Origin of the sequence: Trichocoleus sp. DQ-U1 (genome assembly GCF_039961925.1) — a bacterium.
Lineage (GTDB): Bacteria > Cyanobacteriota > Cyanobacteriia > Cyanobacteriales > FACHB-T130 > FACHB-T130.
In genome coordinates this window covers 47,430-73,660 of the sequence record NZ_JAMPKB010000003.1, presented here as the reverse complement: position 1 = coordinate 73,660, position 26,231 = coordinate 47,430, and the positions used below count along the sequence as shown (strand labels likewise).

The following is a 26,231-nucleotide window of genomic DNA, read 5'->3' as shown; positions in this document are numbered from 1 at the left end:
ATCTATCTCAAGAGGGTCAGAGGAACGGGGATCGCTCCTTTAAAATCTAAATTGCAGATAAAAAAGTCTAAATAAATAGGAGTTACTTATGACTGAAGAAGTGAAACCCGATCCGAATCAAGCGACAACTCAAGATGCCCAGCTAGCTGCCGAACGCATGGTTGCAGGTGAAGAAGCAACGCAAAGTGTCGATTTCGACGCTGACTACGCAGCATCAAAAGAATTTAGCGTTAGTGAAGTTGACCAGAGTGGTGCTGGTGCCCAAGCGGCTGAAGCTGCAACAGGTGCTGCCCGGAAAATGCCCCAGCCAACAGAGATGAAATCCTCACCAGAGGCTCATAGCAATCCGGACGACTTCCGGGAAATGGCGAAGGATGTCAATCCTAGAGCTTAAGAAAAAAACAGCCAATAAAAGCGATAAATCGTGGAAAAAGCGATAGGACTGGGTAAACCAGGGAAGTAAAGCCGTATTCACTAAAAAAAATCAGGATAGCGATCGCGTAGACGATGCCGCAATGATTCGGCTCTAGGCTAGTTTAGGGTCACTGCGACGTATCCCAATCGCTAAAAATGCAAAAATATGGCTCAACCAAGCGTTGGTTGAGCTTTAGTTATTTTGGTACCAATGTCAGGAATTGTTAGGGGTTCGGTAGGTTCAGCCCCTAGCAGTTTGAACAGAATTACAAAGAATGCAGGATAATGGGCAAAGCTTTCACATTTTGTTACCTTTAAATCCCAATCTTTCAGCAAGCATTCGATCGGCAACCATGCGAACCCATTACTGCGGCGAACCTAGAAGCGAACATATTGGACAAACTGTCACCTTGTGTGGATGGGTAGACCGTCGCCGCGACCACGGGGGGGTGATATTTTTAGATTTGCGCGATCGCACCGGCATCGTTCAAATTATCAGCGACCCAGTGCGGACGCCTGACTCTTACGCAGAGGCGGCAAACCAGCGCAATGAATACGTCCTCAGAATTACAGGTCGAGTCAGCAAACGTCCCGAAGACTCGCTCAATCCTCGCCTCCCGACTGGCGAAATTGAAATTTACGCAGACAAAATTGAACTGCTCAATCAGGTATACAAGCAGCTGCCCTTCCAAGTAGGGGCGGGAGACACAGAATCCCTGCGCGAAGACTTGCGCCTGAAGTATCGCTATCTAGACTTAAGACGCGATCGCATGACTCGCAACCTCCAGTTGCGTCACCAAGTCGTCAAAGCCATCCGTCGCTACCTAGAAGATACCGAAAACTTCATCGAAATAGAAACGCCGATTCTCACCAAATCGACGCCCGAAGGCGCACGGGATTACCTCGTACCTAGCCGCGTCAATCCTAGCGAGTGGTATGCGCTTCCTCAGTCGCCGCAGCTATTTAAGCAAATGCTGATGGTATCCGGCTACGACCGCTATTACCAGATTGCTCGTTGCTTCCGGGATGAAGATTTACGCGCAGACAGACAGCCAGAATTTACTCAGTTAGACATGGAGATGAGCTTCATGTCTCAAGAAGAGATTCTCCAGCTCAACGAAAGTTTAGTTTGCCATATCTTCAAAACGGTCAAAGGCATCGACTTACCCCGTCCCTTCCCGCGCCTGACTTATGCAGACGCGATGGATCGCTACGGGTGCGATAAACCAGACACCCGCTTTGGCTTAGAACTTGTCAACGTTTCCGATTTGCTGAAAGATTCTGGGTTTAAGGTATTTTCCGGCGCTGTCGCCTCTGGCGGTATCGTCAAAGTATTGCCCGTTCCTGGCGGAAACGACGCCTTCTCCAACGTGCGGATTAAACCAGGCGGCGACCTATTTAAAGAAGCTAGCGAAGCCGGTGCTAAGGGTCTTGCCTATATTCGCGTGCGAGATGACGGCGAACTCGACACCATTGGCGCGATTAAAGACAACCTCACCGAAGCGCAAAAACAAGAATTGCTAAGTCGCACAGGTGCAAAACCCGGTCATCTTTTGCTATTTGGTGCGGGCGATACGAATACGGTTAATAAAACCCTAGACAGATTGCGCCAGGTGATTGGTCGCGAACTAGGACTCATCGATCCTGACAAAAACAACCTGCTTTGGGTGACAGACTTCCCCATGTTTGAGTGGAATGCGGATGAGAAGCGCCTAGAAGCGCTGCATCATCCGTTTACGGCTCCCCATCCCGATGATTTGCACGACCTGAAGACGGCACGGGCGCAAGCTTATGACCTGATTCTCAATGGCGTGGAAGTTGGCGGTGGAAGTCGGCGGATTTACCAGCGCGAGGTTCAAGAGCAGGTGTTTGAAGCCATTGGCTTAGGGAAAGAGGAAGCGTATGCCAAGTTTGGATTTCTCCTAGAGGCATTTGAATACGGCACGCCGCCACACGGGGGAATTGCCTACGGTTTAGACCGCTTGGTGATGCTCTTAGCAGGGGAAGAATCGATTCGGGATGTGATTGCTTTCCCGAAAACACAGCAGGCTCGTTGTTTATTGACCGATGCGCCCTCTAGTGTCGATGGAAAGCAGTTGAAGGAATTGCACGTTGCTTCGACCTACAAGCCGAAATCCAGCGAAAAAGACAAGCAGTAACTCGCGCGATCGCAATCAAGATTTAGAGGCGCACAATGAATTGTGCGCCTTTAAAATTTTGGGAAAGGGAAACAGAGGCGTGAGGAAAAGATAGCGATCGCTTCCCTATCGTCCCAATCTCTTCAAAGACTATTAAGCTTCAAAATCAAAGATGATGAAATCATCTAAGCATTTTAATATCGCAGACTTCACTCGTTCGTGTTCGGGATGCGGCAGATAGAAATCGCGGGCATCCGCGCTCTCAAATGTCATCAAAAATCCGTGGTTATAGCCCTGGTTCAGCCCCTCGTGACTAGAATAGGCTCCCCCAGCATAGTAGGTAATACCTGGAATTAATTGCTGAAGTTCACCCAGTTGGTTTAACAAATCTGCAACCTTTTCCTGCGTTATTTCTGGTTTAAATTTGAGCAGAACCATGTGTTGAATCTGAGGCATTTGCTTAGGTTACTGATAGCAGAGTCTCTAAAAGCTTAGCTGGGAACAGAAAGAACATACAGCCAGACGCGATCGCTCTCAATAAAATTCTGTCACAAGCGCTCGCCCCTTAATCCTGCTTCTTTGGGTGCTTGCTGTCTTCAACAAATTCACTCGCAAGACCAAATGGTTCTCAATTATTCTGCTGCTTGTGAGCTGCTTGCTGCACTTGCTCTATGGTTGAAAGTCGCGGCTGTACAGACAAAGGCTACAACCTAACGTCATCCGCTTCGTGCCTGTGAAGAATAAATTGCACGGTATACATCTATAGGGGCGTACAGCCGTGCGCCCCTACAATAATTGCAAGTAGATAGCCAAAAAGCACAAACAAGGAGAAATATTCATGCGATCGCGCTTGAGATGGCTGTTGTCAGTTATCAGCGTCCTCAGTGGTTGCGCCTACATCAGCGGCGCGACCCCTTCTGTACAAGCCGCTCAAACCATCGTGGTTCGGAAAGGCTCCTCTACTGAATCCATTAATATCGCGGATCTCCGCCAGCTTGCGGAAACGGGAACTGTCCCATCGTCTTTGAGAAGTTTTGCAAGAAACCTGTCTTCTCAACAACGAAGCCAAATTTTATCAGCGCTAAGGGCAAAATTTGATATTGATGTTCTGCAAGTGAGTCGGTTACTCGATACTCAGATTGGTAGCGCGATCGCATCTTCTTTGGCTAGCACAACATCGCGTCAGGATAATGTCGGAGTGCTAGATGTGCGATCGGGACTCGTATTAGGGGCTAGGGCACCAGAAGGACTGTCTTTACTCAGCTTTATCGAAGCTTATCCCCGTCAAACGCTTGATATAGACTTAAGTCGGGCGTTTAAAGTTGTCGAAAATTTTAACAGCGCTTTTTGGCAAACTCAGTGGTTTATGGCAGAGATTGCCCCCCAACTGACTGTCAAGCGCCCCCAACTTAATTTACCTTTCGATCCCACGCTACCGGGAACGGCATCCGTGCAGGTGCTGAACTTGAAACTCAATGATACCCAGCGCCGCCGGGAAATTCCCCTTGATGTTTACTGGTCGGAAGCGGCTTCTCCGGCTAAGCCGATGATTGTTCTATCGCATGGCTTAGGTTCGGTTCGCACTGATATGCGCTACCTGGCAGAGCATTTGGCATCCTATGGCTATGTAGTGGCAGCCTTAGAACATCCTGGGAGTAACGAAAGTCATGTGAAGCAGGTAGTTCGAGGCAAAGCTCCTTTGTTGGATGCTCAGGAGTTTTTGAATCGTCCTAAAGATATCAGTTTTGTTATCGACGAACTAGAAAAGCTGAATCAAGCAGGGGAACTTCAAGGGAAACTAGCACCCGATCGCGTCATGGTAATCGGGTATTCTCTGGGGGGTAGTACAGCGTTATCGGTTGCGGGTGCCGAGTTGCAACTAGCGTCTTTAAAAGAGCGCTGTAAAGGTAACGTGATTTCCTTCAATCTTGGGGAAGCTTCCCAGTGTTTTGCTAGTGGGCTTCCAGAAGACCGCTATCAACTGCGAGATCCCAGAGTCAAAGCAGCAATCGCGTTCAATCCCACGACGTCTTTACTCTTTGGCGAAACGGGTTTAAGCGCCGTGCAAGTCCCCACTTTAATTGAAGCCGCTTCCGCCGATAAGACGACTCCGGCTTTAACCGAACAAATTATTGGATTTTCTAAAATACCCGCTCCAAAATGGCTGGTGGGTGTAGTGGGAAGCACCCATTTAAGTGTGAAAGATCCTAGCACTACCCAAGATCAAGCGAGACAACCAAATACACTTTACACGGGCGGGGAAATCGTCGGCGAACAAGCAGTTGCCATCCGCAGCTACATGAAAGCGATCGCGCTGGCAATGGCAGGACAACTCACCGATGATGCTGCCAAGTACGCAATTTTCCTCACCCCAGAATATGCTCAGTTGGCTTCAACCGATGCTTTCCCGATTCGTCTCGTCACTGAGATTCCACCGGAAGCACAAGCCGTGGTGGACGATTTTCTTGAGAATCAATCCAAGAGATAATTTCGCGCCAAGACGCAAAGACGCTAAGAATAACTTCTTTGCACCTTGGCTCGAAATAAAATCACCGATTACCCACTACTGCAACTTGATGTACTTTTCCACATCTTCAATCTGGGGATCTGGAAACTGAGTTAGCACTTGCCATAAAACCGTGTAACTGCCATCAGCGCGGCGGCTGACGGGACGGAAGGCGACCAGGACATCGCTACTGGGCAATTCTAAAATTTGGTCAAGATAGCGGCGTTGTTCCCTAGAAACGGTACCTCCCGTCTGAACCACTTCCGGCACCTGGAATTGGACTAATCGCATTAAGTAGGTGTGGTTCAGCATCGCTGGTGCATTTGGAGAGAGGCGGTCGATCGAGGATGCGATCGCTCTCGTCTGTTGCACGGGTTCGCTGAAAGCCACCTGACCCAGCTTTCCCGTGATAAACCGCTGTCGATCTACCTGAATCGATGCCAACTGATTCGGCGGACGATAATTCAGGAAAAACTGGCGTGTTTGCGGCGATAAGGCGCGGACTTTCTTCAAGGTGGGATCGAGGTTTTCTAAGGGGACTTCTCCCAAATCCACCATGAAGCCATAATCCAGCCCTTGCTGGGCAATCTCAAAGTTACTACCTTCCATCCGAACCGCAAAGCGCGGAGTAAATTCTTCCCCAGGACCAACTCGCACCGATGAGGGAGTAGATTCCTCATCGCTACCGCCGCCCACCCCTTGCAGCAAGGCTGGAAATGGGAAACGCTCTGCTACGCTGGGCGAGAGCCGATTTCCTAGCGGATTCAGTTGTTGACGGTAAGCCTCAGATGGTAAAACGCGGGCAATGCCGGTGTTGGGCTGAGAAAGAAATTCGCTATACAGGCTTGGCTCTTGCCGATATAGGGCGTAAGAGTTGCGTTCGTTTAATTGGTACGTTTCCGCGATATCAGTAAAACGGGCGGAGGGGGGAAATGCTGCCACAGCTTGTCCCAAAAACTTTTTGGCAGTTTGTAGGGTTGTCACGGTTTGTTGGGAGGGCGCGATCGCTGGCTGAATTGGCGGCTGATAGCCAGAAATCGGTGTCTTTGCCGCTACACCAACGACTGGCGGTTCCGGAGCGGGAAATCTGGGCACTGGAACCGCCAAACGCTGAGGAGGTACGGTCAAAATCGACGGTTGACCAATTGCCAAAGGATTTCCTCTGGTGGGAGCGAGAATGGACTGTCGCCGTTCTAGCACCGGACGCAGGGGCAATAATTGCTGCGTCGAAGCATAGAGAGCGCAGTACACCTGCGCCTGCTCCAAGGTTAAATTAGAGCCTGCCGGGGTAACGCCGTTCGTGCGGGTACACAGCAAAGCAGGATTGGGATATTGGCTCTTGAGAAAGCGGTCTACTTCTCCCTGGTGGAGGAGGATTTGCCCCTCCGCCGCAAAAGCCGGGTAGGGTTCGGGAGACGCACTCGCTCTTTTGATTCGATTAATTAAATTGATTTGAGTTTGTACCAATCGCTGAGCTTGGGGCCAGAAACTTTGATCCGAAGCTGAACTCGAAGGGATTTGGCGGCTTACACCCAGCCTTTGGGACTCTGCCTGCGCGATCGCCTGTCCGGACACCAAGCTTAGTAGGGAAGACACAAAAATTAATAATAAGTACCGCATCTGAAACTCCTCAATCTGACAACTTGATAAAACAACCCAGTAGACCTTATTTATACTTCCCTGTTTTGACCCAAAAATTAAAGTCCTCTGTTTTTAATAAAATCATTGAATAGGAGAAAATATTTTTTTGTCTATCACTTCTTGCGCTTCCTATTTAACAGTTTACAGAACTCTAACTATTTGTTTTCTTTTTACTAGCGTTTCCTAATATATGTTTTTTTGTTAAGAAAATAAGCTTTTGTTTCTCAAACTCTTACTGTACTTGCTAGTTGAAGACCCCTAAAAAGATTGTTAATAAAGAGCAGACGGTCAAGATGCAACTCCCTCAATTAGTAACGATCTAATTCCTAAGGAAGATGGGGAATTGCAAAAAAACAGAAAATTGGAGATTGAAGTTATATCTGAAGATTGATGGCTTCGGTCAAATAAAAAGCAAGAATTGAACTGTTACTGACAGACTAATGCTGCTGTGTTAGTAACACAATTTGGTTAGGTTCAGTGGCAATCGGAGAAAACACTGATGTTAGGACAACATAAGCGTGCTGTTGGCGTATTTTCAAACTATCGAGACGCCGAAGTAGCACTGACTGAACTAAAAAATTCTGGTTTTTCTATGGACAACGTGTCCGTAGTAGCTCGTGACGCGGACAAAGGAAACGACATTGCTGGTGCCGATGTAAGCGATCGCGTTGGCAATAAAGCCGACGAAGGTGCGAAAGCAGGTGCCGTCACCGGCGGTACTTTGGGCGGTCTAACCGGCTTGCTCGTTGGTCTGGGAGCCTTGGCAATTCCGGGACTTGGCCCTGTCATGCTAGCGGGAGCAGCAGGCACCGCTATTGCTACAACCCTTTCTGGCGGTGCCATTGGTGCAGCCGCAGGAAGTCTTTTAGGTGCATTAATCGGTTTGGGAATTCCTGAAGAAAGAGCCAGACACTATAGCGATCGAGTATCCCGTGGGGATTATTTAGTAATGGTAGACGGCAGCGACGACGATATCCGTCGTGCCGAAGCGATTCTCAGTCATCGGGGAATTCAAGATTGGGGTATCTACGATGCTCCTGCCACCAATACAACCACTACAACGACAACTCGCACATCTGATATTGCCGATCCCAGTGGTACTTATCAAACTCCAGTAGTTGATACAACTCCACGCACGGATACCCCGGTTCAAATTATCGACCGTCGGGAACAGACTCTTTAGGCTGATTTGAGAACGATTGAATGGGGTGGAAGGAAAAATACTTCCACCTCTTATCTGCTCGAAGTGAGGAATTGACAAATGAACAAGTTTTTAACATTACTGTTTAGTGGCGTCTTGTTAGTGAGTGTTGCTGCTTGCGACAACAATGAGAAAACGGCAGGTGGAGCGGATTCTGATTCAAGTCAGACTTCTTCGCCTGCTGCAACTGGAGCCGCCAGTCCAAATGCCAGTGCCCCAGCATCACCCTCGGCTGATGCTTCAGCACAACCCGATCAAGGCGCGAAGAACGATGCATCGAGTGATGTCCGCAAAAGACAGCTAGAATCTGATATTCGGGCACGCGAGCAACGTAATAATGCTGCTGGCGACCCCCTAAAAAGAGCTGATAGCGACTTGGAAAGCGAGGTTCGTAGCAAGTTAGAAGCGAACTTGCCCAGCAGCAAATTAGAAATTGATGCTAAAGACGGAGCTGTAACAGTTGTAGGAACTGTAGAAAAGCCAGATCAAGTGGCAAAAATAGAACCGTTGGCGAAGGAAATCAAGGGTGTTAAGACAGTAGCTGTTCAAGCGAAAGTTGCGCCAGCCCAGAAAAATTAACTTTACTAGGACTTAGGGCCTGGAAACCAGGAAATCAATTTCCTGGCTGAAAGCCCAAGTCAGTTTTCACTGAATAAAACAACTCCAATCAATCCGTTTCATGGGTTTGAGCGGTGAAGCTGGAACTACTAGAGTGGGCTTTAGTTCAGGGCAACTTGATAAGTCCTGTGTAATAACGGTGAAACTGTAATTTGATTTCGCTTGTGGCAAAACCACGAATAGATCCCTAAAGAGTTAGAGAGGAAAGGGTAATGGTGCTTACTCAGCCAAAACGAGCTTTTGGCGTGTTCTCCAGCTTGCAAGATGCAGAAGGCGCAATTCAGGAATTAAAAGCCGGTGGGTTTCCAATGAATCAGGTTTCTGCAATCAACAAAGAGCCTGAGCAAGTATCCCCGCCACCGACTTCTAAAGCGCAAGAAGGAACGACCCTTGGCGCGATCGCGGGTGGTGCAGCCGGAGGCGTCTTAGGTTTGGCGCTGGGACTAGGCACCATTGCCGCCATTCCCGTATTAGGGCCAATTAGCATTATTGGGGTGGCAGCCACGGCTTTAGCGACTACTTTAACCAGTGGTGTGATTGGTGCAACCGCAGGCGGCTTATTAGGTGCCTTGACTGGCTACGGGATTCCTGATGAGCAAGCCGCAATTTACAACGATCGCATTCATCATGGGGACTATTTCTTGATCGTTGAGGGCACAGAAGCAGAGGTGCGTCAAGCTGAAGCAATTCTCAACCGTTGGAACGTCCAAGAATTAAGAATTTACGATGCTGCGGCATCACCACCGCCATCCATCAATGAAATGCCTCTTTGATATTAGAGATTCTTGTCCAGGTAGTAACAGGTGCATCTGGCTTTAAAAACCTCTTTTCCTAGTGAAAAGGGGTTTTCGTATTTTGTATCTCTATCGATTACCATAACCTCCCCGGCTCCTCGTTTCCTGCTTCCAGTGGCAAGGTGCGACCAAATAATTGCACAATGGAAGCAGTTTATCAATGTTGCTGCAAGACAAATGCCGACCTTACTGGCTGATGCCAAAAACTTGCTCGCCGACTTAATCGCTCGTTACTCACCTCAAGTCGATTATTTGGCAGTTCGGATAGAAGAAGCCGAAGGAACTGATATCTTTTTGCGCGGCGATAAGGTCGAAACCCTCACTGAAGGCATCTCCATTGGTGGACAAGTCCGGGCTTGTTACCAGGGCGGCTGGGGCTTTGCCAGCTTTAATCAGCTTTCTACCTTAGCAGACCGAATTGAAGAAGCGATCGCTGCCGCTCGGATTATTGGCGATGAAGAAACCCTGTTGGCTCCGATTGAGCCAGTACAGGCGACTTGCCAACTTCCCCTAGAAGGCAGCGATCCGCGAGAGATATCGCTGGAAACCAAGAAGCAATTGTGCGATCGCTACACTGAAATCCTCAAAAGCGCTAGCCCTTCAATCACCACCACCTCTGTGCGCTACAGCGACAGTTCCCAGCGAATTATCCTCGCCACCTCAGACGGAACGCTGATTGAGCAGTCTTGGGTAGATATGGAAATGCGCTTTGCCGCCACTGCGCGGAATGGCGAAACCGTGCAAACTGGACGCGAAACGACTGGCTCCCGCAAAGCCTACGAAGACTTAACTAATTTGGACGATCAGGTTCGGAGTGCGGCTCTCCGCGCCGTGAACGCCCTCTCTCTGCCTCCTGTGAAAGGCAATACCTACACGGTCGTCATCGACCCCATTCTCAGCGGTTTATTTGTCCATGAAGCTTTTGGGCACCTTTCAGAAGCAGACATGGCTTATGAAAACCCGGATATTTTGGAAGTGATGACCCTGGGACGCCGATTTGGACCCAAAGAACTGCAAATCTTTGACGGTGCTGCTCCTCCCGGTCATCGTGGCAGCTACTTATACGATGATGAAGGGACGCCTGCTACCACGACTCAGCTAATTAAGGATGGCATCTTAGTTGGACGCCTCCACTCCCGCGAAACTGCTGGAAAGCTGAGCGAAGCCCCCACTGGCAACGCCCGTTGTCTGAATTACCACTATCCCCCCCTTGTTCGGATGACGAATACTTGGATTGAGCGGGGTACAACGCCCGTGGAGGATTTATTTGCAGGGATCAAAGAAGGTGTCTACGCTCGTAACTGGCTGGGTGGTATGACGAATGGAGAAATGTTTACTTTCTCCGCCGCTGAAGCTTGGATGATCCGCGACGGCAAGATTGCCGAACCCGTTCGGGATGTGACGCTTTCGGGGAATGTTTTCAGCACCTTGGCGGATATTGAAGCGATCGGGGATGATTTCTACTGGGATGAATCCGGCGGCTGCGGGAAGGGAGGTCAGAACGGCTTGCCAGTTGGTTGTGGTGGGCCAAGTCTCCGCATTCGCAATGTCATTGTGGGAGGCGATGCAGAATAGTTAAAAATTAGAAATTTCGTCAGTGTCATGAAGTTTTCACGATTGGAATGACCTAAACCTCGGCATTCTTCCTTTCAAGAGACAGAGAAGACGTCAAGATATAGGCGATAAAAAACTCATGACACTAACAACTCCCACATTTTTAATTTTTAATTTTTAAGTGCGTATCTACCTGTTTGAGCAAATCTTCAAGCGTAGAAGAATTATCTAAAACTACATCAGCGCGCTCGCATTTCTCCTGAATGGGCATTTGGCTAGTAATCCTGGCTTGCGCTTGTTCTAAAGTTAGGCGATCTCGCTTGATTAATCTCTGAAGTTGATGTTGTTCGGAACAGTATACGACCCAAGTTTCCGTACACAGAGCCGTCATCCCCACTTCAAACAGCAAAGGCACCACCAACACTACAGTCGGATGCGAGTTGAGTGCTTGCATTTTTTCAATCATGCGATCGCGCACGTAAGGATGAATCTGTTGCTCTAGCCAACGCCGCTCTTCGGGCGAATTAAAGACAATATTGCCCAGCTTTCGGCGGTCAAGCGTTCCATCCGGTAGCAGAATATCGGCTCCGTAACGCTTAACAATTTCGCCGAGAATCGGCGAACCCACTTTTACAGCTTCTCTAGCATAAATATCCGCATCCAAAACCGGCAAATTGTAGTGACTGGCAAGATAATTTGAGACAGTTGTTTTGCCAGTACCAATGCCTCCCGTCAGACCAATAACGCGCATCATGAATTAACTTGCAACTGTGCCAAAATCAACTGTCCCGCAGCCCCATTATCTAAAGGTTTCGAGAAAAAATATCCCTGTCCTCGTTCGCATTGCAATGCCTTGAGTTGTGCCAACTGTTGAGCCGTTTCTATCCCCTCCGCCGTCACACTCATTCCTAAATTATGAGCCAACGCCACGATTGCCTTGACAATCTCTGCATCCTTGCCACCCGCTCCCATCCGGTTCACAAAAGAACGGTCAATTTTCAATGTATTAACGGGAAAGCGGTGCAGATAATTCAAGGATGAATAACCCGTACCAAAATCATCAATCGATAATTGAATATTTCGATCTCGCAATTGCCAAAGCAGGATGGCAGCAGCTTCAGCATTTTCCAGCAAGCAGCTTTCAGTAATTTCCAACTTTAAATAGTGTCCATCCAAGCCAGTCTTCCTCAAAATTCGGTCAATCTGCTCAATCAAATTTGGTTGCGAAAACTGCTTACCAGAGAGATTCACGCTAATTGCCAAACCCTGAGTCGTAGAATACTGCTGCTGCCAAACTTTTAGCTGACGGCAAGCTTCGTTCAATACCCAAGTACCCAAGGGAATAATCAGACCCGTATCTTCTGCCACAGGGATAAACTCGCTTGGGGGAACCATGCCACGAGTCGGGTGATTCCAACGCACCAGAGCCTCAAAAGCCTTAATTTTACCCGTCGCCAGCTCGACGATTGGCTGGTAGTAAAGTTGAAATTCCGTAGCGATAATCGCTCGTCGCAGATCCGTTTCTAACTGCAAATGTGCCACGGCAAGGGTATGCATGGCCCGATGGAAGACAACATAGCGACCTTTACCCTCTAACCGGGCATGATACATAGCCGTGTCGGCTGCCCGTAGCAGGTCTTGCGGACGAGGCAAGAGGTTATTGTGAGAGGGTGCAGAGGGACAAAGCGGCATAGAGGCAGATGCTTTCCGAACCGGCTCCCATCCCTCTTGTCCCTTTCCTGCAAAGGCAATCCCAATGCTAGTCGTGGTGAATACTTCGCGCCCATCCAAGTTAAAAGGCGAATTCAGTTCCCCCTGGATCTGCTCGACAACGCGAATCGCATCGCTAACATCGTGAATATCCTCCAGCAGAATTGCAAATTCGTCTGTGCCAATCCGAGCTAGGGTGTCCGTAGGACGGAGGCAGGTCATCAGTTTGCGAGCTGTAGCGATGAGCAGTTGGTCGCTTACCAGGTGTCCCAGACTATATTTGACCATCTCGAAGCGATCCAAATCCAGAAACAGGACAGCAAATAAACTGTCTTTGTCTCTTTGGGAACGCTTGATTTGGCTGGCAAGGCGTTCGAGAAATAATGTCCGATTCGGCAAACCGCAAAGCGAATCGTAGAACGCATGGTGTCGCAGTTGCTCCTCGGCTTGCTTGCGCTCAGTAATGTCGTGGCAGTTGACGACAATCCCCTGCACCGCCGGATCGTTCAGGAGGTTAGTGGTGACTGCCTCGAAGATCCCCCAAGAGCCATTGCGATGCTGCACGCGATACTCACCGAGTCGCTGAGTCACATTGGGATTTTGAATCGAATTTTTCAGCCTTTGCTTAACCAGTAGCACATCCTCTGGATGAATAAATGTCAAAGCATTTTTGCCTATGAGTCCATCGGGTGCGTATCCTAGAATCCGATTGACAGAAGGACTCACATAAGTCACTTGACCGCTGGCGTTAACAATGATGATGATGTCGGTCGCATTTTCGATCAGCGCTCGAAATCGTTGCTCGTTCTCTTGTGAAGCGGCGATTAATCTGGTTTTTTCCGCCTCAGACTGCCGCTTTTGGTCGCGCATTTGTTTGGCTTGTAGGGCTTGCGCTACTGCCGATCCTAGTCGCATCAGACGGTCTTTCAGTAGATAATCTGCTGCCCCCTGCTTCATGCACTCCACCACCACTTCTTCGCTCACCGTGCCCGTGATCACGATGAACGGAATATCTAAGCCGCGCTCTTGCAAAAGTTGCAGCGCTCTGAGGGCGTTAAACTGAGGCAAGCTATAGTCAGCTAAAATCAGCTCGATACCGGGATGCAGTTGGGCAAGGTAATCGGCTTCTGTCTCTACACGCTGCCAGTCGGGTTTAAAGCCAGCCAAACGTAGTTCGTGCAAAGTTAATTCAGCATCAGCCAAGGAATCCTCAAGCAGTAAAATCTGGAGCGGAGCGGACATGATGATCTTCTTGTAAGCAAGGGAATTGAGCCGTGGGCGGGGTTACACCACTGTTCGCTTTTAGAGAGCGTGCAGTCTGAATTATGAGGTGTTGAGCGTAAATTTAATTGCGGTTTTTAGAATTTTTAGCCTGAAGAATGCTAGCGGCTTGGCAGCTGGTTTAACAGCAGCCAGTACAAGCCTAATTGCTGCACTGCTTCGGTAAACTGTTCAAAGTTCACCGGCTTAACGATATAACTATTGACGCCCAACTGGTAACTTTCTACGATGTCGCGTTCTTCGTTTGACGAGGTGAGGATGACGACTGGAATCATGCGGGTTTGGGGGTCAGATTTGAGGCGTTGCAAGACTTCCAAGCCGTCTACTCTGGGGAGTTTGAGGTCGAGGAGAATGACTTTGGGGTAGTTTTCCGGATAGCGATCGCGATAGGCACCTGTCCGGAAAATGTAGTCTAAGGCTTCCGCACCGTCGCGGGCAACTTGTATGCGATCGCCAAGGTTGTGCTTTCGCAAAGCATAAAGTGCTAATTCTAGGTCGTTGGGATTGTCTTCGACCAGCAAACAGTCTGCTGTGCGCTCACTCATGAATATTTCCCTCTGCCAGGGTAAAGTAAAATATTGTGCCTTGGTTAACGCCTGACTCAGCCCAAATCCGTCCGCCGTGGCGATGGATGATGCGCTGCACAATCGCGAGTCCGACTCCGGTTCCTTCGTAATCTTCCGCACGATGCAGCCGTTGGAAGACGCCAAAGAGTTTATGAGCGTATCGCATATCAAAGCCTGCGCCGTTGTCTTTGACGAAATAAACGACAGTGGTTGAAAAGTCATTTGTCTCTAGTTCTGGGTCATTCGTAAATGACTGATGACGATAGCCAATTTCAATCTGGGCGACTTCCCGACCGCGCGTGAATTTTAGAGCGTTTGTCAGCAAGTTGACAACTACTTGCTTAAGTAAAGCAGGATCGCCTTCGCAGGCGGGTAAATTGCCGATATTTATTTCAAATTGGCGATTTTGCTGTTCGTGCCATAAGTCTGCCAGTACTTGACGTACCAAATCAGCGATCGCTACAGTTTGTTTTCTCAGTGGCTGGCGCGAAAGGCGCGAAAATGTCAGCAAGTCATCAATCAGCTGTCCCATTTGCTGAGCATTATCCCGCACCAGTTTCTGGTAGCGTTGGGCTTCCGGATCGAGTTGTTCTAGATATTCTTCCAGCAAAATCCGCGAAAATCCGTTGATAGCACGCAAGGGCGATCGCAAGTCGTGAGAGATGGAATAACAGAAAGCTTCTAACTCTTGATTTGCAGCTTCCAGTTGCGCGGTTCGTTTGATGACTCGTTGTTCAAGTTCCGCGTTCAACTGTCGAATTGCTTCCTCTGCCTGGACTTTTTCGGTAATGTCGGTGCAGGTGCCGATCCACTCTCGCACATCGCCGTCTTTTGATAATACTGGAACCCCACGGACATTGAAGTAGCGGTAAATACCATCAGCACGCCGCAGCCGAAACTCAGTGTCATAGAGGCTTTTCGTTTGGATAGCGTTAGACCACTGCTCGGCAATGCGATCGCGATCGTCTGGATGGATGGCATCTAGCCAGTGCCAGCTTAGTATTTCTGCCTCGCTTTGACCCGTATAGGCTCTCCAATCCGGTTGATCCGTCACAACCTCACCTTGGGGGTTGGAAGTCCAAACCATCTGTGAGGTCGCCCGTGCCAAAGAACGATATCGTTCCTCACTCTGCCGCAACGCTTCCTCAGCCACTTTTCGTTCGGTGATGTTGCTGACTAAGGCAATAAATCCTTTGACTTCACCGTGTTCCCCAAAATGTGGCAGGTAAGTAGCATTGACCCAACGCATCCCTCCATATTCATAGGATATAGGGCTTTCGTAGGTTACTTCCTGCCCGGACAATGCTGCCTCGACATACGGCTGAATTGCCTGATAAGCCGAGTCCCCTAAAATTTTTCTAATGGGCTGTCCGATGACTTCCGCCTGAGATTTGCCGAACCATTGTTCGTAAGCCCGATTGTTAAAGTGATAGCACTGTTCCGAATCGACATAGGCAATCAGCACCGGCAAAGCATCTGTAATCAAGCGCAGTTGATCTTCACTCTGTTGCAATGCTGCCTCTGCTTGCTGGCGTTCCAGAGCAATTCCCGCAATTTGGGTCGCAATCTCGGTCAGATATAACTCATCCTGATTCGGTCGCCTCGCGTCGGGATGATACATTACAAAAACGCCTAATACCTTACCGTTACTGGAAAAAATAGGCGTAGACCAACAGCTTTGTAGTTGATGGCTTAATGCCAAATCTCGGAAATCCGCCCAAAGGCGATCGCTCTCAATATCTGAGACAATCACGGGTTTACCGAAATACGCTGCCTTACTACAGCAACCAAAACCAGGACCAATCGCGATACCATCAATCGCCTGAGTGTAGCTTTCGGGAAGGCTAGGAGCGACTCCATGTCGTAACTTGTTCTCTTTTTCGTCAACTAGCAGAATCGAACAAAAGCCCTCACCGGATTGGGTCTCGATAAACCGAGCCAAAACATCCAGAACATCACCCAGTGCTGCGCCGGTGGCAATCATTTCGAGTACCTGTTTTTGCCCTGCGATCAGCGCCTCAGCTTGCTTGCGTAGCGTAGCGTGCCGCAGGCTTTCGCTGATGTCTATCATCGCGCCGATCATCCGCACTGGATTCCCCTTATCGTCATGGACGATAAATCCCCGATCGCTCGCTAAGGCATAAGAGTTATCGGCGCGACGGTAGCGGTATTCATCCGACCAGATTTGTCTTCCACTGTCAATTGCAGCATGAATCCCACTGACAACCCGCTCTCTGTCTTCTGGATGTATATTTTCGTACCACCACCTGGCATCAAAACCTACTTCAGTTTCCGCATAGCCGAAGAGTTTTTGCAGGGATTCGTTCCACTCTACGCGGTTTGTCAGTAAATCCCAGTCCCAGATTGCATCGTTGCTGGCTTTAGCGACGAGGCGGTAACGGGTTTCGCTTTCCCGCAGCGCTTCCAGAGCGCGATTGCGTAGCGTAGCGTGCCGCAGGCTTTCGCTAATATTGGCGAAGATGCCAATGCTGCCGCTCATCTTGCCATTGACATCTTGCAGCAGGGCTGTCCAAAGGCTAACGTCAATCAAGGTGCCGTCTTTCTTTTGGCTGCGGAATTCCCTGCCACCGCTACCACGATCTCCTCCGCCATGTAAGTCAGCCTGAAGCAAGGCATGAAACGCTTCCTGTTGATCCGGGGGGAAAATCGGCAGCGGATAGCCGACAACTTCTGCTGATTTCCACTCAAAAAGACGCTCAGCCTCTGGATTCCACAGGGTGACGTTCCGATTAACATCGAGCGTTACGATCGCTAACGGTGAAGTTTCAATCAGCGCTTGCAGCGTTTGATGTGTGGTTAACAGGGCTTCTTGTGCCTGTTTTTGCTCCGTAATGTCGCTCAGGGTGCCGGACGTACCGATAATTGTCCCGTCGGGAGCCAATGTTAATTTGGCGTGTCCTTCCAGCCAGCGATAGTCGCCGTTTGCACTCAGATATCTCGCCTGATACCGATAAAATTCTTGCTGGCGTTCAATGAGGGAGCGAAATTCTTCGCGGTGTTGTGGGCGATCGCTCGGATGAACAAAATCGATTAAATTCTTACCAATACTTTCTTCGAGGGCGAAGCCGGTAATTTCTTTCCAGGCGGGATTAAGAAATGTCCAATATCCGGCTTCATCAGTCTGGAATAGCACCTGTGGCAGGCTGTTCACCAATGAGCGATATTTTTTTTCTCGTTCTCGCAAAACAGTTTCTGCCGACTGGCGATCGCGCTCAGAACGTTCTAGCGACGCCGCCATCGTGTCAAAGGCACCAGCCAATTCCCTGACTCCAAAACCGTGAGACACCCCGCTACGAACGCTTAAATCGCCTTCTGAGAGCTGCTGCATTGCCTTCAGGAGCGCCTTCACCCGACGCAACATCAACACCTCGCTACCCACCCAAGTAGCAGCGATCGCTAACACGGCGACTAATCCCATGCCTGCTAAGTTGCGGTGCAACTGCCGATCGGCAGCAGTAAAGGCGACGGTTTTGGGGATGCCCACTGACACGTAGAGGTTGCAGCGATCGCCCTGATCTCTACAAGTGCCCTCCAAGGGCGCGATCGCATACAAGCTCGTTACACCATCCACTCCGGAAGCCTCCACCATGCCTGCCCTTTTTTGCGTCAGCATCGTTTTAACCAAAGGTGCTTCCGGTGAGGCTTGCGCGACCCAGGTTTCGGGGTTAGGATAGCGAGCTAAAATTATCCCTTGGCTGTTAATCAAGCGCTCTTGGTTAGCGGTAGCCAGCCTAGTTATTTGTAGCGCCTCTGCCTGAATTTGAGTTGTTTGGTGTCGGCGTTCCTCAAAGTTTGTGTATATCAACGCCAATACCAGAACGACAACCAGCAATACCAAGCCGATGAGGCGCGATCGCAGTGAAAATGCGTATGTTTTTGCTTTTCGCAAACCCGGTTCAACAGAGTTCGGTAATTTTGATTGCGATCGCTTAGGCCAGCCCATTCTTCAACAATTTCCTTTTATGCAGGAGCAAGGCTATACCCCAGTGAATGGCTGCCGCTTCGCTAAGGGCTTTTTAAAGAGTGGGGTGAGATGAAACCTAATATAGCAATCCTATTTTAGTTGTGAGATGCTAGTGTTTCAGCTATCCAGCTTTTTTAAAAAAGTCGGGAATCTCGCTTCACAAATTATTTAGGACAACACTATATCAAGCTCAAAAGCGATTCAAGCAATATTCTTTAGAAAAAAAAGCGATTGAGGCAAAGGGACCGAGAAAAGTAATATTTTCACAAGTCTGGGAAGGTGCTATCTTCCCATTCAATCCTTATTTTTGCCTTCTGGTAATCTGTATAGCACTAACCGGCGAATTAAGGGTTCTTTACTATGGCGTTGCCGCAATAAAATAACTTTTACTAATAGCTTCCATGCAGCAAAGGAAAATATAGCGGGGAATACTATTTGAGACGCGAGCGCTAATTTTCCTTGCCGAATCGCTAAAAATCCTGCACGCAGTTTGAAATAAGCTTGCCACTCTTGAAGGTTGGAAATAGTAGATTGGTGTTTTTCACTAACTAAAGCATAGATTTTTTCCATCACTAGAATATTTCTATCTAGTAAATGATTTTGGTTCTGGATCTTTTTGTTAAGAGATTGATGAAAATCCGTTATCCCAAAAAGCTTCCATCCAACTAGCGAAACGACACCATTTCCAGCCATTTTGATAGCGCTAAAAAATTCTCCTTGCTTGAAAGCAATCCGGCTACAGCGGAATTTTAGAGAAATGCGTAATTCTTGAAGTTGTTCTGTTTTAGACCAATTTTTTGGAACAATAGAGTTATGAATAGATTCCGAATAAGGAATCGATTTAGACAGCGAGTCATCGGTATCAGCTTGCTTTTGAGGCAAGAATAATTGCTGAGGATGCGATAGATTGTTAATTGCTAAAAGCTTCCATGCACTCAGTGAAAAAACTGCGGGAAATGCCATTTTGATTGCACTCAGGATTTTTCCTTGCTTAAGTGCCACCAGACTCCAATGTAGTTTAAGATAAGCTTGAATATTTTTAATGGGTGGAGTTTCAGCACGGTGAGTTTCACTCACCAAAGCATAGATTTTTTCCTTCATCAAAATATTAGTATCCATCCTCGTTTTAAGAGGAAACTTTTGATTGTAAGCTCCAGGCCAAATCGTACGATAAGCAAGGCACTGATTTACAAAAACAGCATCTCCAAACTGGGCAATTTTGATCCAAGAATCAATGTCATCAAAGTTCGCATCTAAGCTAGAATCCCAGCCGCCGGATTTCAGAAAAGCCCAACGAGCGAAGACAACTTGAATCGGAGTACCAAAAGGGATAAGTTCTAGTAGCATCCCAAAATGAAGGTCTTCTTGGGGAATAGAGAAAGCTTTGCCGGGACCAATTTGTCGGGTTCTGTAAAGTTCGACCTCGTTGACATCAACCTGCGCCGCCTGACAAGAGGCAATGACAGCGTTTGGACACAGCGCGATCGCCCGATTCATTTCCTCTAGAAAATTCGGTGCTAAATAGTCATCATCATCAACCGGCTTAATCCACTCGCCTTTAGCAAGCTGCACTCCAGCATTCATCGTCGCCGAGTGACCCAGGTTAATCTGATTGCGGTGATAAACGAGGCGTTCGTCACCTTTGGCACGAAGCGCTGCCACTAAATCGCTTACATAGGCTTGGGTGCCATCCGAGGAGCAGTCATCCGCAACAATGACTTCACAGGGGAATGTTTGGGCAAGAGAGGTGTCAATTGCCCGTTTTAGCAAGGAAAGGCGATTATAAGTCGTAATAACGATGCTGAATTTCATCCCAGCTCCGCTTGGGATACTTCAGCCAAAAGTAGCCTATCTTTGTGCAAAAGAGAAGGTGGAGATTACTAGGTTTGCAAAGCTTTATACTACAACGGTCAGCCAATTTTAGCTTTTAGAGGAGCGATCGCTCCTCCATAACCGCTTTAAAATCCAAAATTGGCTGACTAGATATCTAGTGGCTGGGCGCAAAGCAGTGGGACGTAAAGTTGCCATGCAACCCATAAGGGATATGATGCTTCAAGTGCAATCGCGCCACCGGGCCTCGATCGACGTGGGCGGCATCTAAAATAACGACATCAGAGCGGTGGTGAGTAGAGTCGTAAACTAACGTCAGCACCCAACCCTCATCTTCACGGGTAGCACCCGGACGAGGGACAAAGATCGGTTCGCTAACATAGCCTTGGGGTGCTGCACTCCAGAGTTGGCGACAATCTGATTCTAAATCCACCTTGAGGATAGCTTGGAGAGGCGCATTGCCTTGGGCAGCATGAGCTGCACCCAGATATAGATACTGATAAGGGCGTCCGACTCGTTCGGGATGAACGAAGGGAAACTCGCAGCAACGGCTTTCTAAAAGCCTCCGCCGTACCGTTTTATCTTTATCCTTTAAATTAAACTGGAACCGCCACATTTGTCCGGGGGATAGTGCCTGAAAGTCTACCTCCCGATAGTCTGATTCCGGCTCAACCTCTGGAAAAGACTCATAGCAAATTGAGTCAATACAAATTTCGTCCCCTTGCTCAAAGGCATTGGCATGGTGGAAAACAAAACCCGACTGAGTTTCAAAAATTTGCATTTTTTCCCCTGGTTGGGGGTTGCGGGGAATCACCACAATCCGAGTGAGTTGCTCCGGCTGGAACTTGACACACTCACCCGCACCGCGAAATCCCAGCAGGAAAGGCACCGGGTTGAAGGAAACCGGATTTTGGAAGAAGATGCAGTAATTGGGCGTAATCGCAAAATCGTGGATGAAGGCGAAGCCAGGAACGCTGTGAGAGTTCTGCTGCACAACTTTGCCAGCCGCGTCTAATTCATAGATGATGATGGTGCTGGAAAGACCCGGTTTAATGGCAAAGTTCACCAGGCAAGGGGCACCACCCTGGCGATCGCATCTAGGGTCAATGCGAGGATGAGCGGCAAAGGCGTCACCATTTTGCAAAACCCCATCCAAATATTCTTTCCCCAGGGTTTCCAAGGTGTTGGGGTCTAAAAGATGAGGTTCGGCAGCTTCCCAAAGCGCCAGGAGTTTGCCCCCCCAGTAAATGACGTTGGTGTTGGCAATATTTTTGAGTTTCACATCAAAAGCATTGGCTAGCCAACCACCGGGCTTCTGGGTGCCAAAGACGCCGCGATAGAGAATTTTACCGGCTTTCTGTTCTTCCACATAGCCCTGTGTGCGGACAAAGCGATTGCGAAAGTGGGCGCGACCTTCTGAAAAGGCGATCTTGGCAATCATGCCATCTCCATCAAATGGGTGATGGATGCGTTGACCCTTGACATCTAGCAACCCGGGGCCATTCCGAAACAGCGTTCCTTCTAGTTCTGCGGGAATCTCCCCTTCAATGTCATCAATCCAATAATCGAATTCTTGCGGCAAAGATTCATAGCCCTTTTGCCACTTTTTAATGTGGTAGGGAATTTGATCGGGCACCTCTGTGGGCACCGGAAAGCGTTCTGGTGTGGGTATTTGCATATTAAACAGTTCGGCTTAGAAAAACTCGTGACGCGATCGTGAACTAGGACAGACGTGTTAGCGCCGCTGCACGTTAAGTCGCACGGATGAATGATTTGTCGGATGGGATAGCGATCGCTACCCTATGCAGGTGTTGGGTTTCCTGGCGTCCCAACCGACGAAAATCTTCAATTTCATTGCATCCGCCTAGTGAGTGCAGCAGCTTTCTGATTTTCGTTTCCAGTCTGAAACGGGAAGCGGAATCAGCACTGCCTACTCTCGATCCTTCCTCTTTTAGTCGGCGGGTTCTTCTACTGTGGGGATGAGTTCTGGAAGAAAGTCAGGAACAAAAGACCGTTCCCGATGCTGAATGGGGGCTGACTGAATATGTATGGCTGATGACGGTTGCAAGCTTGGCATCTCCCCAGATGGCTCGGTTTCCGGTTTGCCTGCGGGTAGCCAACCAATCAGTGGCAGCGGCAAAAGGGTTGATAGATTCGTAATCACGACCAACTGCCAGAGATGGTCAAAATTCCTTTCGGTGATGCCCAGCCAATAGGTGAGGACGGCTCCCAGTTCGTGGGACAATAACCCTGCCATATTGGTCACCGACATCAGCAGCGCAAACAAAGTTGCTTCTACTCCAGGCGGACATAGCCGCGCCGCAAGTACCAACAAGGGCATATAAGCAATCTGCCCCATCACCGTCAGGATCAGACTGTCTCCCAGGCTGAACCAGCGATCGTCGATGCCTAAAGAGCGGTTGGTATGAGTCACCAGCAGCAGCGTGGTCATTCCGAGTCCCGCGGCGATGATCGTTGTCCAGGTGAAAATGGTGCGAAAGGGGACGGCTTTGAGAAATCGTTGAAAAATTGCAATTCCGAGCAGGGAGGCGAGACTGGTGACGAGACGTACCCGTCCCAAAAATTCTGGCTCAAACCCCAGTTCGTTGGTAGTGAAGTAGAAAAAGGCGCTATCTGCGGTCGGTGTGGCTTGCAAAAGGAACAGAAAGGCGGTTGGGAGCCAGATTGATTTTTGGCTAACCGCTTTTCCCAGTTGTTTGATCTGGTTGGCAACGGTGGAGACATCCGGGCGATCGCTAATTGGCTCTTCTGCAATTAACCAAGCAACCGCTGACACAATTAAGGGGAAACCAGCGGTAATGGCAAAAATAGTATGGCTCCCGAAGTGTTGCAAAAGGAAACCGCTAAAATACGCAGTTACTAAGCCTCCCAGCGATGAGGCACCCCAGGAGAGGGATTGCAGGGAACCGGCATCACTCTGAGACTCTGCCCTGGCTCGTTCTACCACCAGCGAGTCTACAATTACATCGCTAACCGCTACCGAGAGGGACGAAAGCGCGATCGCCACTGTCGCCGCCCAAGCTGTATGCACAATCGTTGCCAGACTAAACCAGGAAATCGCTCCCAATAGTCCAGATAAAATCAGATAGGGTCGCCGCCGGTAGCCAAACAACGGTAGACCATCTGACAGAAAACCAAATAACGGCTTTACCACCCAAGGAATGGCAGCAATGCCCATCAAAGCCGAAACTTGAGCCGGACTTAGCGACAGTTCATCTTTGAGAAAAAAGCTGACTGCTAGACGCGCTAAACCCAAGATTCCCTGCACCAAATAGACCGTTAGAATGGCGCATAACTCAGGAGTCGGCTCATGACCAAAGAACACCTTTTTGATCGCGGAGTTCTTGATTTCGGACATACCAGAGGGGGAAAACTGCATTGATAACTTTTTTTAAGAAATATCAACATTCACCCTATGATAACCTCCCACTTTGGATGTGTTGTCAGTCCAAAGCCGGGATGATTCAGTGGTTGGTAGTCCTTAATTCCTTCCTCTCAAGAGAGTACAGATTAGGCAGGATAGGAACTTCAGAGGCTTCTGGGGAGAATGTGGAAATAACTGCATTCGGTAATCTTGTTGTGGGAAAGAAGTCGTCTATAAACATTGACTTATATAGGGTTGGCGATATTTGTCAGTTGCTTTCCCCTCTCGATCGAACCTATTTCTAGAAATTAGCGATTTTTTCTTTTTCCATGATTCCTGACTGTTTACTAACAATGAGGGGTGTAGCCCATCATTATCTAAATGCCATAATGTGGTAATGCCAAATCAGCAGTCGGTAAATTTACCAGTTTTCAATTCCCGAAATTAGCCCAAAAGCTACAGTAGAAAATGCTATGGCTCTGTCTTTGCCTCTGTTTCTCCCCATGTTAGCTCCGCTAAGGCTAGGGCGATGATGAAAGGCTTTTTTAAGTCCCAGACATCCACGCTATTGGATCTAAGCGATCGCCTCAAGATTGCGTTGTCGGAATTCACGGGTGTGCGAGTGGTAGCGATCGCTAGTCTTGTTGTGAGCGGGTTCGTTTTAGGAGTGCGTCATTTGGGCGGTCTACAACCTCTAGAACTCGTCGCTTTAGACCAACTGGTGCGGTTACATTCCGATCCAGGTCCCGACCCTCGGCTCTTAGTTGTGGGCATTACAGAAGGCGACATTCGCACTCAGAAACAATGGCCTTTATCCGACCGGACAATGGCGCAGCTATTGGCAAAGTTGCAATCATTGCAGCCTCAAGTAATTGGCTTAGATGTGTATCGGGAAATCCCGCAACAACCAGGAAATGCCGAACTTAAGGTGCAACTCCGGGAAAAAAATATCTTTGCCATTAAGAAATTTGGCGATACGGAGCTGGAACTGGTGTCGCCGCCGCCGGGATTTCCAGAGGATCGAGTTGGTTTTAACGATTTGCTGCTCGATCCGGATGGCGTTGTCCGTCGCAATCTATTGTTTGTCTCGGATGATACAAGCACTTATTTCTCGTTTTCCCTGCGGCTAGCGATCGCCTATTTAGAAAGTGTGGGCATCACACCAGAGTCCAGCCAACAAAATTCCGATCATATTCAACTGGCAAAAGCCGTATTTGTCCCGCTCCAGCAAAACTCTGGCGGGTATCAAAATATGGATGCGCGGGGCTACCAAGTTCTGCTGAATTACCGCTCCTCAAACGTGGCGCGGCAAGTTACGCTCACCCAAGTTTTAAAGGGACAGATTGACCCGAACTGGGTGAAAAACAAGATTGTGCTGATTGGCACAACGGCACCCAGCGCCAAAGATACTTTCTCAACCCCCTACAGCCCAGCCGAGAAGGAAACCGCCAAGATGCCCGGCGTCTTGGTTCATGCCCAGATGGTCAGCCAATTCCTTGACGCTGCCACAGGGGAGCGACCCCTATTTTGGTTCTGGGATGAACGGATAGAGGTGTTATGGATTGTCGGATGGACACTGCTGGGTGCGATCGCGGCTTGGTGGTTGCGGCATCCCGTTGTCTTAATTTTGGGCTGCGGCGTTGGGTTGGGGGTTTTGTTGGGCACCTGCTTCTATCTGTTTACTCTGCAAGGATGGGTGCCTCTGTCGGCTCCCGTACTGGGATTTATCCTCACCAGCGGGGTAGTCATTACCTACCGCTCTTATGATGCACAGCAGCAGCAACAAATTATCATGAAGCTTTTGGGACAGAATACTTCACCGGAAGTTGCCAAAGCTCTCTGGAAAGGACGCGATCGCTTGATCAAATCTGGGAAATTACCAGGAATTAAGCTAATCGCAACCATGATGTTTGCAGATATCAAAGATTTCAGTACCATTGCCGAACAAATGCCTCCGGAAGCTTTGCTGGAATGGTTAAATGAAATGCTGGATGTCGTCACCCACGAAATCATCGGCCATGAAGGCATTATCAACAAGTTTACCGGGGATGGCTTCATGGCTGTGTTTGGCGTGCCGATGGATCGCATCCACAAGGAGGAAGTCGCTCTTGATGCCCAGCGCTCGATAGAATGCGCTCTAGCAATCGGCGAAATTCTGGAGGAATTGAACCAAAACTGGAAAACTCGTGGCTTGCCAGTCATCCAGATGCGAATTGGAATTTTTACGGGTCCCGTCGTCGTTGGCAGTTTAGGAGGCAAAGACCGCCTAGAATATGGCGTCATTGGGGACAGCGTTAATACTGCCGCTCGCTTGGAAAGTTGCGAGAAACACCGCCAACCAAGCAACTGCCGCGTCCTCATCGGCAAGGAAACCCTAGTTCATCTTGATAACCAGTTTCTGGTTGAATCTTGGGGACCATTGCCACTGAAGGGCAAACAGCAAATGGTTGATGTCTATCTTGTGGTGGGGCGTCAAAGGGAAAGAGCGTCAGAAGTTTGATGACTAGCAAATTTTCTAAGATACAGCGAGTGTAGATGCTCCTTTGACGTGTTCCGATTAATTAGGTTACAAAAATTAATGAATATTTTTTGCGCTTATTAAAGCAGT

16 protein-coding genes and 1 pseudogene are annotated in these 26,231 nt (G+C 48.8%); 8 read left to right on the top strand and 9 right to left on the bottom strand.

What is annotated here, in order from left to right:
• Positions 1-88 precede the first annotated feature (88 nt).
• Both NDI34_RS02070 and aspS read left to right on the top strand, forming a co-directional pair.
• Positions 89-394, top strand: a complete 306-nt coding sequence (locus NDI34_RS02070) for a hypothetical protein (RefSeq protein ID WP_190528200.1) — start codon at positions 89-91, stop codon at positions 392-394.
• A gap of 373 nt (positions 395-767) precedes the next feature.
• A complete protein-coding gene (gene aspS, locus NDI34_RS02065; RefSeq protein WP_348231742.1) occupies positions 768-2,573 on the top strand; it encodes an aspartate--tRNA ligase in 1,806 nt (601 codons plus the stop codon).
• 132 nt (positions 2,574-2,705) lie between these two features.
• Here aspS and NDI34_RS02060 read toward each other — a convergent pair whose 3' ends face one another.
• Positions 2,706-2,990, bottom strand: a complete 285-nt coding sequence (locus NDI34_RS02060) for a Dabb family protein (RefSeq protein WP_348231704.1) — start codon at positions 2,988-2,990, stop codon at positions 2,706-2,708.
• Positions 2,991-3,390: 400 nt separating this feature from the next.
• Between NDI34_RS02060 and NDI34_RS02055 the strand changes: the two genes are divergently transcribed.
• Positions 3,391-5,040 (top strand): alpha/beta hydrolase, encoded by a 1,650-nt coding sequence (locus NDI34_RS02055; RefSeq protein WP_348231702.1) that lies wholly within the window; start codon positions 3,391-3,393, stop codon positions 5,038-5,040.
• Between the two features lie 75 nt (positions 5,041-5,115).
• Here NDI34_RS02055 and NDI34_RS02050 read toward each other — a convergent pair whose 3' ends face one another.
• On the bottom strand, positions 5,116-6,678 hold the full coding sequence (locus NDI34_RS02050) for a hypothetical protein (RefSeq protein WP_348231701.1): 1,563 nt from the start codon (positions 6,676-6,678) through the stop codon (positions 5,116-5,118).
• Between the two features lie 520 nt (positions 6,679-7,198).
• On the opposite strand from NDI34_RS02050, the gene NDI34_RS02045 reads away from it, so the two are divergent.
• The 4 genes from NDI34_RS02045 (at position 7,199) to NDI34_RS02030 (ending at position 10,887) form a co-directional block, all read left to right on the top strand.
• Positions 7,199-7,882, top strand: coding sequence for a general stress protein (locus tag NDI34_RS02045; protein WP_242028870.1), 684 nt, complete (start codon positions 7,199-7,201; stop codon positions 7,880-7,882).
• 78 nt (positions 7,883-7,960) lie between these two features.
• Positions 7,961-8,479, top strand: coding sequence for a BON domain-containing protein (locus NDI34_RS02040; RefSeq protein ID WP_190425946.1), 519 nt, complete (start codon positions 7,961-7,963; stop codon positions 8,477-8,479).
• A gap of 251 nt (positions 8,480-8,730) precedes the next feature.
• Positions 8,731-9,291, top strand: a complete 561-nt coding sequence (locus NDI34_RS02035; protein WP_190536976.1) for a signal transduction histidine kinase (STHK), LytS — start codon at positions 8,731-8,733, stop codon at positions 9,289-9,291.
• A 198-nt stretch (positions 9,292-9,489) separates the two neighbouring features.
• Entirely contained in the window at positions 9,490-10,887 is a 1,398-nt protein-coding gene (locus tag NDI34_RS02030) for a TldD/PmbA family protein (RefSeq protein WP_190434077.1), read from the top strand.
• A gap of 142 nt (positions 10,888-11,029) precedes the next feature.
• On the opposite strand, the gene coaE is transcribed toward NDI34_RS02030, so the two are convergent.
• From coaE to NDI34_RS01995, 7 genes and pseudogenes are all read right to left on the bottom strand, one after another.
• Positions 11,030-11,620 carry a dephospho-CoA kinase gene (coaE, locus tag NDI34_RS02025; protein WP_348231700.1) on the bottom strand — a complete coding sequence of 197 codons (591 nt, stop codon included), beginning with the start codon at positions 11,618-11,620 and terminating at the stop codon, positions 11,030-11,032.
• Positions 11,617-13,818, bottom strand: a complete 2,202-nt coding sequence (locus NDI34_RS02020) for an EAL domain-containing protein (protein WP_348231699.1) — start codon at positions 13,816-13,818, stop codon at positions 11,617-11,619. The genes coaE and NDI34_RS02020 overlap by 4 nt, the downstream gene beginning before the upstream one ends.
• A gap of 140 nt (positions 13,819-13,958) precedes the next feature.
• Complete coding sequence (locus NDI34_RS02015; protein WP_190683236.1) at positions 13,959-14,402, bottom strand: response regulator; 444 nt, start codon at positions 14,400-14,402, stop codon at positions 13,959-13,961.
• Entirely contained in the window at positions 14,395-18,387 is a 3,993-nt protein-coding gene (locus NDI34_RS02010) for a PAS domain S-box protein (RefSeq protein WP_348231698.1), read from the bottom strand. Before NDI34_RS02010 ends, NDI34_RS02015 begins: the two co-directional genes overlap by 8 nt.
• A 939-nt stretch (positions 18,388-19,326) precedes the next feature.
• A pseudogene (locus tag NDI34_RS02005) lies at positions 19,327-20,220 on the bottom strand (glycosyltransferase family A protein); the annotation flags it as partial.
• 175 nt (positions 20,221-20,395) lie between these two features.
• A complete protein-coding gene (locus NDI34_RS02000; RefSeq protein ID WP_348231697.1) occupies positions 20,396-21,916 on the bottom strand; it encodes a carotenoid oxygenase family protein in 1,521 nt (506 codons plus the stop codon).
• Between the two features lie 273 nt (positions 21,917-22,189).
• Positions 22,190-23,638, bottom strand: coding sequence for a folate/biopterin family MFS transporter (locus tag NDI34_RS01995; protein ID WP_348231695.1), 1,449 nt, complete (start codon positions 23,636-23,638; stop codon positions 22,190-22,192).
• Between the two features lie 514 nt (positions 23,639-24,152).
• Between NDI34_RS01995 and NDI34_RS01990 the strand changes: the two genes are divergently transcribed.
• Entirely contained in the window at positions 24,153-26,123 is a 1,971-nt protein-coding gene (locus tag NDI34_RS01990) for an adenylate/guanylate cyclase domain-containing protein (protein WP_242029015.1), read from the top strand.
• Positions 26,124-26,231: the final 108 nt, after the last annotated feature.

What these genes read in the sequence shown, in the direction of transcription:
- NDI34_RS02060 (WP_348231704.1), bottom strand. Translation starts at nt 2,990, where the DNA reads ATGGTTCTGCTCAAATTTAAACCAGAAATAACGCAGGAAAAGGTTGCA.
- NDI34_RS02055 (WP_348231702.1), top strand. Translation starts at nt 3,391, where the DNA reads ATGCGATCGCGCTTGAGATGGCTGTTGTCAGTTATCAGCGTCCTCAGT.
- aspS (WP_348231742.1), top strand. Translation starts at nt 768, where the DNA reads ATGCGAACCCATTACTGCGGCGAACCTAGAAGCGAACATATTGGACAA.
- NDI34_RS02045 (WP_242028870.1), top strand. Translation starts at nt 7,199, where the DNA reads ATGTTAGGACAACATAAGCGTGCTGTTGGCGTATTTTCAAACTATCGA.
- NDI34_RS01995 (WP_348231695.1), bottom strand. Translation starts at nt 23,638, where the DNA reads ATGCAGTTTTCCCCCTCTGGTATGTCCGAAATCAAGAACTCCGCGATC.
- NDI34_RS02000 (WP_348231697.1), bottom strand. Translation starts at nt 21,916, where the DNA reads ATGCAAATACCCACACCAGAACGCTTTCCGGTGCCCACAGAGGTGCCC.
- NDI34_RS02020 (WP_348231699.1), bottom strand. Translation starts at nt 13,818, where the DNA reads ATGTCCGCTCCGCTCCAGATTTTACTGCTTGAGGATTCCTTGGCTGAT.
- NDI34_RS02070 (WP_190528200.1), top strand. Translation starts at nt 89, where the DNA reads ATGACTGAAGAAGTGAAACCCGATCCGAATCAAGCGACAACTCAAGAT.
- NDI34_RS02015 (WP_190683236.1), bottom strand. Translation starts at nt 14,402, where the DNA reads ATGAGTGAGCGCACAGCAGACTGTTTGCTGGTCGAAGACAATCCCAAC.
- coaE (WP_348231700.1), bottom strand. Translation starts at nt 11,620, where the DNA reads ATGATGCGCGTTATTGGTCTGACGGGAGGCATTGGTACTGGCAAAACA.
- NDI34_RS02030 (WP_190434077.1), top strand. Translation starts at nt 9,490, where the DNA reads ATGCCGACCTTACTGGCTGATGCCAAAAACTTGCTCGCCGACTTAATC.
- NDI34_RS02050 (WP_348231701.1), bottom strand. Translation starts at nt 6,678, where the DNA reads ATGCGGTACTTATTATTAATTTTTGTGTCTTCCCTACTAAGCTTGGTG.
- NDI34_RS02035 (WP_190536976.1), top strand. Translation starts at nt 8,731, where the DNA reads ATGGTGCTTACTCAGCCAAAACGAGCTTTTGGCGTGTTCTCCAGCTTG.
- NDI34_RS02040 (WP_190425946.1), top strand. Translation starts at nt 7,961, where the DNA reads ATGAACAAGTTTTTAACATTACTGTTTAGTGGCGTCTTGTTAGTGAGT.
- NDI34_RS02010 (WP_348231698.1), bottom strand. Translation starts at nt 18,387, where the DNA reads ATGGGCTGGCCTAAGCGATCGCAATCAAAATTACCGAACTCTGTTGAA.
- NDI34_RS01990 (WP_242029015.1), top strand. Translation starts at nt 24,153, where the DNA reads ATGATGAAAGGCTTTTTTAAGTCCCAGACATCCACGCTATTGGATCTA.